The sequence below is a fragment of the Nocardioides sp. cx-169 genome (assembly GCF_021083605.1).
Taxonomy (GTDB): Bacteria; Actinomycetota; Actinomycetes; order Propionibacteriales; family Nocardioidaceae; genus Nocardioides.
Genome location: NZ_JAJNRO010000023.1, coordinates 1 through 10,150, shown reverse-complemented (window position 1 = coordinate 10,150; position 10,150 = coordinate 1). Strand labels below are relative to the sequence as shown.

Genomic DNA, 10,150 nt, shown 5'->3' with positions numbered 1-10,150 from the left:
GGGCTTCATCGACGGCTTCACAGTCAAGTGACGGGGAGCGAGAAGTACCGCTTCGACGACCGCGTCGCCGTAGTCACCGGAGCCGGGCGAGGACTGGGACGCTCCTACGCCCACCTTCTCGGCCGCCACGGCAGACCACATAGATGACCGATCGCCTCGTCAATCCGCTCGCGGTGCTCTCAAGCGCACGCAGGGACGCTCATCGGTAGGCGCACGGCATTCCTGTACGACTTCCTTGAAATCGGACCACAACGTAGGTCAGTTCAAACAAGAACGGATCGCTACTCATGTCAGCATCAAAGATCGATACCCAGATCCCCGGCGAACCAGCACTCGATACCGAGGTGATCATCGTCGGCGCAGGGATTCTTGGAATCCACCAGCTCCACCGCGCGTTACAGGAGGGCTTCTCGGCCACCGTCCTCGAGGCGGGTGACGGAGTAGGAGGCGTGTGGTACTGGAATCGCTATCCGGGTGCGCGACTCGATTCTGAGAGCTACACCTACGGATACCTGCTCACAAAGGAACTGTTCGAAGGCTGGAAGTGGAGCGAACTATTTGCCGCCCAGCCAGAGAACGAGGCGTACTTGAACTACGCCGTGGATCAACTGGGCCTCCGTCAGCACATCCAATTCGGCGCCCGAGTGACGTCTGCGACCTATGACGAGTCGTCGGGGAGCTGGCTCGTGCGCCTGGACAACGGGCAGGAGATGCGCTGTCGGTTCTTGATTTCTGCCACCGGCCCCCTGTCGGCCCCGATTTTTCCATCCATTCCGGGACGGGAGGACTTCGAAGGTATCTCGCACCACACGGGGCAGTGGCCGAAGGAGCCCGTCGATTTCCGCGGCAAGCGGGTCGCGGTGATCGGTACCGGGGCCAGTGGCGTGCAGGTCATTCCGGCGATAGCCGATGAGGTGGCATCCGTGACCGTCTACCAGAGGACGCCGAACTGGTGCACGCCGCTGAACAACAGGCCACTTTCCGCGGAAGAGCACTCGAGTCTGAATGCCGAGTTCGAGAATATGCGCGAGGCCCTCAAGGAGTCGGGCAGTGGGTTTCTACACGAAGTCTCCGACCGCGCGGCGTTGGACGATCCCAAGGAAGTGCGCCTAGCTACTTACGAGAAGATGTGGAACAGCCCAGGATTTGCCAAGTTCGGCGCCTTCTACAGCGACATCACCAGGAACAAGGCGGTGAACGACGAGTTCAGCGAGTTCATCGCTAATAAGATTCGCGCCATCGTCAATGATCCCGCGACGGCCGATAAACTGATCCCGACAGATCACGGCTGGGCGGGCAAGCGGCCTCCTTTCGTCACCAACTACTACGAGGCCTTTAACAAACCGAATGTCTCTCTCATTGATACCGAGTCGACCCCAATCGTGCGCGTGACCGAGCGTGGTATCGAAACCACCGACGGGTCGCACGACTTCGACATCATCGTGTGGGCTACGGGCTTCGACTTCGGCACCGGCTCTCTTGTCCGCATGGGAATCCGAGGTCGAGATGGCCGCGCCCTTGAAGATCATTGGGCGGATGGCCCGAGCACCTACGCGGGAACTATGGCTCATGGCTTCCCGAACTTCTTCTTTATCGCCGGGCCGCACGGTTCAGCGGGAAATGTGCCCAGGTACGGAGAGCATCAGATCGACTTTATCACTGACCTCATCCGGTATGCCCGCGACAACGGGCACACGGAGATTGACGTGCCTGTTGAGATCGAGAATAAATGGAATGCGATGGTCGATGAGTATGAAGTCTATTCGTCCTTTGGGAAGCACAGCTTCTTCTACGGGGCGAACGTGGAAGGCAAGGCGACCAAATTCCTCTCCAATCCCGGCGGTCGACAGGCTCTGAAAAAGCACTATGACGAAGCCGTGGAATCCAAGTACAACGGCTTTTTCGCTTGAATACCTAGGGGCCGGCCAATATATATGAAGGCAAGAGCCGCCCCAAATTCGGCACGGTCGCACGTCGAGCAATTCGCTCCCATCTCGGTCTGAATGCAGGATTTTATAAACTACGTTGAAGGACAGGTAGATGAGAACAACTCGACTCAAGAATGGCGGGCGACCCATCGCGTTCCTTGCCGCCGCGTGCCTGATGCTGACGGCGTGTGGTGGCTCCGACGATGGTCAAAGTGGTGGAGGTGCGTCGGCCGAATCCATCACCGTCATCAAGACGGTCATGAGTCCTGCGCTCGACCCTGCGCTGATCGGGAACCTGCCCTACCAACTGGGCGGCATGGCCAGCGACGCCATCTACGACAGCTTGTTCTGGATCGATCCGGAGGGCGAGACGCACTACTCCCTGGCGAAGGACCTGTCCACCGAAGACGGCAAATCCTGGAGGCTGACGCTCAACGAGGGAATTGAGTTCAGTGATGGGACGCCGTTGACCGCCGAGGCGGTCAAGTTCAGTTGGACGCGGTTGACCGACCCTGAGCTCGGCGCCGCTGCCGCCACGACGGTGGCCCAGATCGGGTCCATGGAAGTCGTGGACGATCTCACGTTGGACTTCGTGTTGCTGGCTTCGAACTTCACGTTTCCGTACGCGGTCAGCGATACTGCGTTGAATTCGATCGTGCCCACCACAGCTGACGATGACCGCGAGGCCTTCGGGCGCCAGCCGATAGGCGCTGGTCCCTTCACAGTGGAGTCCTGGTCGCCCGACAACACCGTCTCGTTGGTGAAGAACACCAACTACTTCAGGGCTGACGAGGGTCTTCCGAAGCTTGGCAAGATCGTGATCCTTGACCACCTGGACTCCGCCACGGCGACCGACATCTGGCTGTCAGGGGAGGCTCAGTTGCGCGCCACGCCGGACAGGATGCGGCCAGATGACGTGGAGTCGGTCGGGGGCTCGGTACTGAACACCACCCTGCATGGCGGGGTGGCGCTCGCCTTCAACACTTCACGGCCGCCCTTCGATGATGTTCGTGCACGCCGGGCGGTTGCGGCGGCATTGGACTCGTCTATGTTCGCCGAGACTGCATCAATGGGCCTGGAGCCCCCGGCGGAGACCCTGATGGCCCCCGACTCGTTCTTTGCCGATCCCGAGCTCGTTCAGCGCCACGACCCGGAACTCGCGCAAGAGCTGTTCAATGAGTTGGCCACCGAGGGAAAGCCGGTGAAATTCACTTTCCAGGGCCTGCCCACAACTGTCGCGACGGCCTTCGGAAACTATCTGGCCAGTACCTTGGGCTCGTACGAGAACGTGTCGGTAGACGTGATGACAGGAGACCTTTCCGCGTACATCGAGGCCCTGCGTTCCGAGCAGTTCCACGCCATTCTGAACCCGTTCCAGGGCGCCCACCCCGACACGGCGTTCTATTCGGCTTTCAGTTCTGACAGCCCCACCAATTACATGAAGTGGGTTGACAAGGACGCAACCGACGCATTGAAGGCGGCGCGAGCGACGCAGAACCAGGACGAAGCCAGAGAGCAGTACGTAATCTTCCAAGAGCGAGTGATCGATCAAGCTCCGGCCAAGTTTCTCCTCCAGACGACGGGAACGGTCGAGGTTGCCTCGGGTATGGACGGTCTCCAGATGACGGCATTCGGGCGCGTAATTCTCACCGAGGCCACCTACACACCCTAGTTGTCAACGGTCGACCCCACGCGCGGCCTCACAACTCCAACGCCCTGGTGGCGGGGTGTGCCCACTCAGTACCGGACGCATCCCCGCCACGAGGAAAGGGGGAACCATGTTTCTGTATGCGCTTGGTAAGTTGCTACGAGCCGTTCTTGTGGTGTTCTTGGTTTCGGTTCTGACCTTCTTCGCACTTGAGTTGACACCCGGTTCGGTGGCAACCTCTATCCTCGGCGTGGGTGCGACTTCTGAGGCTGTGTCCCAGCTTGAGCAAACCTTGGGATTGGATCGTCCGGCCGCGGTCCGCTTTATTGAGTGGTTGGGGAACCTACTGTCAGGCGACCTGGGGAATTCGGATCTGACGAAACTTCCGATCGCGACCACAGTGATGCAGGCTGCCTTCACCACGTTGCAGCTCGTTGTCTTGGGTGTCTTGCTCTCCCTCGGTTTCGCCGTCGTGGCAGGTGCGCTGGCGGCGCGGTTCCCCCGCGGCCTGATTGATCGTCTTGGCGACGGACTGACGTCCATGGCGATTGCGCTGCCCACGTTTGTGATTGGGCCGATTCTTGCCTATCTGCTTGCGGTCCAGCTTGGGTGGTTTCCAGTTGCCTCATACACGCCACCAAGCGACGGAGTAGAACCATGGCTTCGGAGCATCGCCCTGCCTGTGTTCTGTCTTGCTCTGGGGGAATTCGCGACCTTCCAGCGCCTATTACGTGCCGATCTGATCGCGGTACTTCAAGAGCCATACATCGAAGCGGCCCGTGCCCGCGGGCTCTCTGAACGTCGTATCCTGATGCTGCACGCAATGCGCCCAGCCGCCATTCCCGCGATGACCGCGGTGGGCCTGTCTGTCGGGCGGATGCTCGGGGGCACGATCATCGTGGAGACGCTTTTCGGTGTGCCGGGGCTGGGTAGAACGCTTTCAACGGCGATTTTGGCGCGTGATCTCGATGTCCTACTTGTCGGAGTGGTTCTTGTGGCAGGAGCCTTTGTCTTCATTAACACCTTTATCGATCTTGCCTATGGGATCGTCGACCCGCGTGTGCGTTTGCGCGCGACCGCAAGCTGAGGACCCAGAGGAAGGGTGGTTTCCAGTGACTGGAGCAAGGCCTCACGCCGTAAGGCGGCTTCGGGATGACTGAGGGACAGTTGGGCGCCGTCGCCAATCAGTCTCCTGAGGTGGCGGCCGCGGGTATGGGGCGCACCAAACGCGTCAATCGGCCGCTGCTCTGGGTGGCCGTAGCGTGGCTTGGAGCCGTGGGTCTGCTGGCGCTTCTCGCGCCATTCTTGCCCATCGCGTCCTACGTAACACCGGTCGGACCTCCGCGGATGGCCCCGTTTAATGATTGGCCAGAGTTTCTGGGCACGGACTCTCAGGGTAGGAGCGTGCTGTCTCGGCTGATCTATGGAGGGCGCGACACCTTGGCGATCAGTCTCGGAGCGAGCCTCATCGGGTTTGTCGTGGGGTCGATCATCGGCATCGTGATGGGATACTTCCGTGGTGTCGTGGATCGAGTCGTTGGGTTTGGGGTCGACGTCTTCCTCGCCTTTCCGCCATTGGTCGTGCTGCTGTTGTTGGTGACGGCGCTCCGCCCGAGCGTTCCTACCTTGCTAGTCACTTTAGGGCTTTTGGTAACTCCGAGTTTCGCAAGATTGTCTCGAGGAAGCACTTTGGTCTGGGTAGACCGACCGTTTGTGATCGCCGCACGTACCTACGGCGCGTCCAACTGGCGGATCATCACCCGTGACCTCACCGGGAACGTCATCTTGCCGCTCCTTACCATCCTGCCGATTGTGATCGCGGTCATCATGATCGCCGAGGGCTCTTTGAGTTTCCTTGGTTTCGGCATGCCGCCACCACGACCAAGTTGGGGAAACATGATCAGCGCCGGTACCAAAGAATTGCGAATCACGCCAGTTCTCACCTTCATTCCTGCGATTGTCCTGTTCTTCACCATCTTCTTTTTGAATGTCATCGGTGAACGGGTTCGCTCGCGATTCGAGATGGCGGGGGACTCGTGATGGGCGAGGCTTCGACCGTGCGCGGTCAAGTCTTGGTATCCGCGAGGGCGGTCGAGACGGCCTTCGTCTCCCAGGAGGGTCGGGTCCTGACCGTCGTCGACGACGTTTCCCTCGAACTGCGGGCAGGACGCACTGTCGGGATTGTCGGCGAGTCTGGATCGGGAAAGTCGGTGCTGCTCCGCACGCTTATGGGTTTGGTTCGGAGTTCGGATGTCCGGCTCGGGGGATCGGTGAACTTCACCGGGGTGGACACAGTCAACGCACCGATGAAGCAGGTGCGGCGACTCTGGGGACGGACAGTCTCGATCATCCTGCAGGATCCGATGACCGCGTTGAACCCGGTTCGCCGGATCGGAACACAGCTGGTCGAGCCGATGCGCGTGGTGCTTGGCATGAAGAAGGCCGATGCTCGGACGCGGGCTGTTTCCCTGCTTCGGGCGGTGGGGATTCCCGATGCAGAGCGTCGGCTCCGCGCTTACCCGCACGAGCTCTCGGGGGGACAGCTGCAGCGCGTCTCGATCGCTGCCGCTCTTGCCTGCAGCCCGCAGATCGTCTTCGCGGATGAGCCGACGACGGCCCTTGATGTCACGGTCCAAGCGCAGATCCTCGATCTGCTCCAAAAGGAGCAACGGGATCTCGACCTTGCGCTGGTTATTGTCACGCATGACCTGGGTGTCGCGGCTGGCAGGACCGATGAGATCGTCGTCATGTACGCCGGCCAGATCGTGGAGCACGCGGAGACCCGGGCCTTGTTCGGCAACATGAAGATGCCTTACACGGAAGCCCTCTTGGCGTCGATCCCGAGGCTTAGTGATCCAAGCCAGACCCGGCTCGCGGCGATCGACGGTAGTCCGCCCGACCCCGCCTCGTGGCCCGAGCGTGGGTGCAGGTTTGCGGCGCGCTGCAAGTACGCACGGGAAAAGTGTCGGGAGGAGACCCCCCAGTTGGTGCCCTCCCCAGAGGACCCCGGGCATCTCTACAGGTGCTGGTTTCCGCTCAGTGGAGCACCGGCGTCCGAGGCCAGCCCTGTCCGAGCCGAGGGCGATACATACCAATCAGCAGCCACAGGAGGCTCGTGATGGCGGGAAGCGGCACTGCGCATCTTCGTGGGGGCCAGCAGGTTCTCGCTGTAGAGAACCTGACCGTGGAGTTCGGCGGTGGACGCTGGCGAAAGCCGGTGCAGGCTGTCACCGGGATCAGCTTCGATATTGCCGAGGGGGAGACCCTGGGCCTGGTCGGAGAGTCCGGGTGTGGCAAGTCGACGACGGGACGCGCCATCCTCCAACTTCAGAAGAAGGTGGCCGGCCGGATCGAGTTCGAAGGTGTTGACCTAGACCACGCGAGCAGGCGCGAGACCCGTCAGATGCGACGCCACATGCAAACGGTCTTCCAGGACGCTCGCTCGTCATTCAACCCACGGCGCAGCATCGCGCGCAGCCTGGAGGAGCCATTAAAAGTCTGGGGTGTTGCGGACAAGGCGGAGAGGGGGAGGCTCCTGGCGGCTGCGTTACGTGGCGTGGGGATCAATGAGCACACGAATCTGGATCGCCGACCCAGTCAGTTCTCTGGTGGCCAGTGCCAACGCCTGAGTATTGCGCGAGCGCTTCTCATGGAGCCGAGGCTCATCATTTGCGACGAAGTGGTGTCCGCGCTGGACGTCTCCATCCAAGCCCAGATCATCAATCTCCTGCTTGATCTCAGGGCGTCGCGTGGCCTGTCCCTGCTGTTCATATCCCATGATCTAGCCGTGGTGAAGAATGTCAGTGACCGCGTTGCGGTGATGTATATGGGGAAGCTCTGTGAAATTGCGCCGGCAGACGATCTCTACGCACAGGCAGCGCACCCTTACACCAACGTGCTTCTAGATGCTGTTCCCGAACCAGACCCCAACATCGTGCCGCGGGTCTCGGAAGCGCGGGAGAGTGGAAATCAAATGGTCTCCTTGCGCGAGCCACCCAGTGGCTGCAGGTTCCGCCTCCGCTGCCCTGCTGCCCAACGGGTCTGCGCCGAACTGGAGCCGCAGGTACGTGAAGTCAACGCGGGGCACTTCGTAGCATGCCATTTCCCGACGCATCGGACTTCTGACGCGCCGAAGGTTGAAGCCTCTCCGCATTCGAGGGCGTCCGACTCGGTTGTACGGACACCTGTTCTGGAGCGATGATCGCCGCAGGCGGGCGTCCGTTTCTGGCCTCTTCTACTTGAGGTGGGGGTGACGTAGTCCGCCGCCGATGAGGAGCATTCGGAGTCGGTAGTTGTCGTAGTTGCGGAGCCCGCGGGCGACGCGGCGGTGGAGCTCGATGCGGCCGTTGACCGCTTCGGTCCCGCCGTTGTTGGATCGGCCGGTGTCGAAGTAGGCCAGGAACGCTTCACCCCAGCGCTTCAGGGTGTGTCCGAAGCGAGCGATCTCGGGGATCGGGCAGGTCGGGAACGACTCGAGGACCTTGACGGCGATCATGCGGCCCTCGGCCGGGTTGGGGTGGCGGTAAGCAGAGCGGAGCTGCTGGGCGCAGGTCCAGGCGATGTAGACAGCGAGGTCCTCGTCGGGGCGGGCGGCGATCGCGTTCTCGAGCCGGGTCCACTGCTTGTCGGTGAGCTTCTCCGCGCCGGCGCGTAGGAGGTTCTGGATGCCGTAGAGCGGGTCCCCCTTGCGGCCGCAGTGTCCGAGGGTCTCTTGCTGGATCCTGCGGCGGCGCTCATCGACCGCGGCGGTCCCGAGCTTGACGATGTGGAAGGCGTCGAGGACAGTGACGGCGTCCTCGGGCTTGTCGTCGATCGCGGTCTTGTAGCCTTGGAACGGGTCGAGAGCTGCGACCTTCACGCCTCTTCGGCACGTCTCGCCACGTTCGTCCAGCCAGTCGGCGTAGGCCCTCCCGGAGCGGCCCAGGACAAGGTCGAGCAGCCGGGCTTTCACCTTGCCCTGGTGGTCTTTGGTCAGGTCGACCATCCCGGTCAGCTCCTTCGTCCACCGTCCGCGATGGGCTTGGTCGAGACGTGGTGCCAGATGTGCTCATCGACGCCCAAGGACGAGACATTCTCGAACCGGTCGGGGTCTGCGGCCATCGCTTCGAGCAGCGGCTCGATCGATCGCCACACGGTGCGCGACGTCGTGCCCAGTTGACGGGCCAGACCGGCCACCGAGGCGTGCTCACGACGCAGTTGGTCGATGGCCCACCAGCACGCCCGGAGGAGAGTCCCCTGGGGTGGTGGGGTTTGAGGTCCAACGGCGGGGCTACGTGAAGTAGGCGGCCATCGGCGGGATCTTCGGTGTGAAACGACCAAGTCACGCACTGAAGGAGAACCACTGAATCGCCCCGGGTCTGATGGAGGCTCTGGTGTGTCCCCGGTCCCACGGAGTCGAGATTCGTTGGATCTCATGCCACGGTGATGATGCGGTTCCTCTCGAACTCTATCGGCGTGAGCCATCCGAGTTGGCTGTGACGACGCCTGCGGTTGTGCCAGATCTCGAGGTACTCGAAGATCGCGTTGGCTAGTTCGAGCCGGGTGTTCCACTTCTTCCGGTCGAGGAGCTCGACCTGCATGCGCGACCAGAACGATTCGATCATCGAGTTGTCGTAGCAGTCGCCGATGCTGCCCATCGAGGCGAGTAGGCCGGAGTCCTTGGCGCGCTTGGTGAAGGCCCAGGAGCCGAATTGCACTCCTTGGTCGGAGTGGATGATCGTGCCGGGCTCGCTGCTCTTGTCGAGGCGGCTGTCGATGGCCATGCCGAGGGCGTTGGTGACCAGCGCGCCGGTCGGTGAGGAGTCGATTGACCAGCCCACGACGCGGCGTGAGTAGGTGTCGAGGATGACGCAGCAGTAGACCTTGCCTTCTCTGGTCGGGTGTTCGGTGATGTCGGTGACCCAGAGCTGGTTCGGGCCGGCGCGGTTGAACTGGCGTTCGACCCGGTCGGTGGCGATGTTGTCGGGCAGGATCCGCTTCCATCGACGTCGTCCGGCGATGCCTGCGAGGCCTGCTCGTCGCATGAGCAGCTGGACCTGGTTGTGACCGACGAGGACACCTCGTCCGAGGGTCAGCTCGGCGTGCACGCGCCGGCCGCCGTAGATGCCGTGGGACTCGAGATGGATCTGGGTGATCAGGTCGGTCAGCATCGCGTGTCGGATCGAGCGTTCCGACGGTGCGCGTTTGCGGTGCTCGTAGAACCCGGACTCCGCGACACCGAGGCCCTTGCATGCGACCTGGATCGCCATCCCGTCCGCGGCCATCACTTCGATGGCCGCGTACCGCCTTTTGGGCTGGTCTCCTCCTTGAGGAGCTCGGTCGCGCGACGGCTGATCGCCAGCTCAGCCTCGAGGTCGGTGATCCGCTTCTTCGCCTTGGACAACTCGGCGTTCTCGGCCGTGCTCAGACCTGGTTGAAGGCCCTGGTCGATGCGGTCTTGGCGACGCCGAGCTTGTCAAGATTTCTGTGTAAGCGGTCGGTTCTTCTGGTTGATTTCTCTTACAGGTAGGGGTTGATGCGGTCGGGGTAGGCGATCGCGAGTTGGCCTAGGGCCTGCTTCCAGTTCGTCACGACC

At 61.8% G+C, this 10,150-nt stretch carries 9 protein-coding genes; 6 read left to right on the top strand and 3 right to left on the bottom strand.

Features of this window, described 5'->3' with window-relative positions:
• Nucleotides 1-287: 287 nt before the first annotated feature.
• The 6 genes from LRP67_RS21110 (at nt 288) to LRP67_RS21085 (ending at nt 7,777) form a co-directional block, all read left to right on the top strand.
• Nucleotides 288-1,910 carry an NAD(P)/FAD-dependent oxidoreductase gene (locus tag LRP67_RS21110; protein ID WP_231272316.1) on the top strand — a complete coding sequence of 541 codons (1,623 nt, stop codon included), beginning with the start codon at nt 288-290 and terminating at the stop codon, nt 1,908-1,910.
• A 130-nt stretch (nt 1,911-2,040) separates the two neighbouring features.
• On the top strand, nt 2,041-3,600 hold the full coding sequence (locus LRP67_RS21105; RefSeq protein WP_231272314.1) for an ABC transporter substrate-binding protein: 1,560 nt from the start codon (nt 2,041-2,043) through the stop codon (nt 3,598-3,600).
• 106 nt (nt 3,601-3,706) lie between these two features.
• The gene (locus LRP67_RS21100) at nt 3,707-4,663 is read left to right on the top strand and encodes an ABC transporter permease (RefSeq protein ID WP_231272313.1); all 957 of its coding nucleotides are present in this window, start codon (nt 3,707-3,709) and stop codon (nt 4,661-4,663) included.
• A gap of 65 nt (nt 4,664-4,728) precedes the next feature.
• Entirely contained in the window at nt 4,729-5,616 is an 888-nt protein-coding gene (locus LRP67_RS21095) for an ABC transporter permease (protein WP_231272312.1), read from the top strand.
• A 17-nt stretch (nt 5,617-5,633) separates the two neighbouring features.
• A complete protein-coding gene (locus LRP67_RS21090) occupies nt 5,634-6,695 on the top strand; it encodes an ABC transporter ATP-binding protein (RefSeq protein ID WP_231272311.1) in 1,062 nt (353 codons plus the stop codon).
• Nucleotides 6,695-7,777 carry an ABC transporter ATP-binding protein gene (locus LRP67_RS21085; protein ID WP_231272310.1) on the top strand — a complete coding sequence of 361 codons (1,083 nt, stop codon included), beginning with the start codon at nt 6,695-6,697 and terminating at the stop codon, nt 7,775-7,777. Before LRP67_RS21090 ends, LRP67_RS21085 begins: the two co-directional genes overlap by 1 nt.
• Before the next feature lie 33 nt (nt 7,778-7,810).
• Here the strand turns inward: LRP67_RS21085 and LRP67_RS21080 are convergent, their stop codons facing one another.
• From LRP67_RS21080 to LRP67_RS21070, 3 genes are all read right to left on the bottom strand, one after another.
• Nucleotides 7,811-8,560, bottom strand: coding sequence for a transposase (locus tag LRP67_RS21080; RefSeq protein ID WP_231272308.1), 750 nt, complete (start codon nt 8,558-8,560; stop codon nt 7,811-7,813).
• Between the two features lie 5 nt (nt 8,561-8,565).
• The gene (locus LRP67_RS21075) at nt 8,566-8,751 is read right to left on the bottom strand and encodes a hypothetical protein (RefSeq protein WP_231272300.1); all 186 of its coding nucleotides are present in this window, start codon (nt 8,749-8,751) and stop codon (nt 8,566-8,568) included.
• Nucleotides 8,752-8,987: 236 nt separating this feature from the next.
• On the bottom strand, nt 8,988-9,839 hold the full coding sequence (locus LRP67_RS21070; protein WP_231272298.1) for an IS3 family transposase: 852 nt from the start codon (nt 9,837-9,839) through the stop codon (nt 8,988-8,990).
• Between the last annotated feature and the right edge of the window lie 311 nt (nt 9,840-10,150).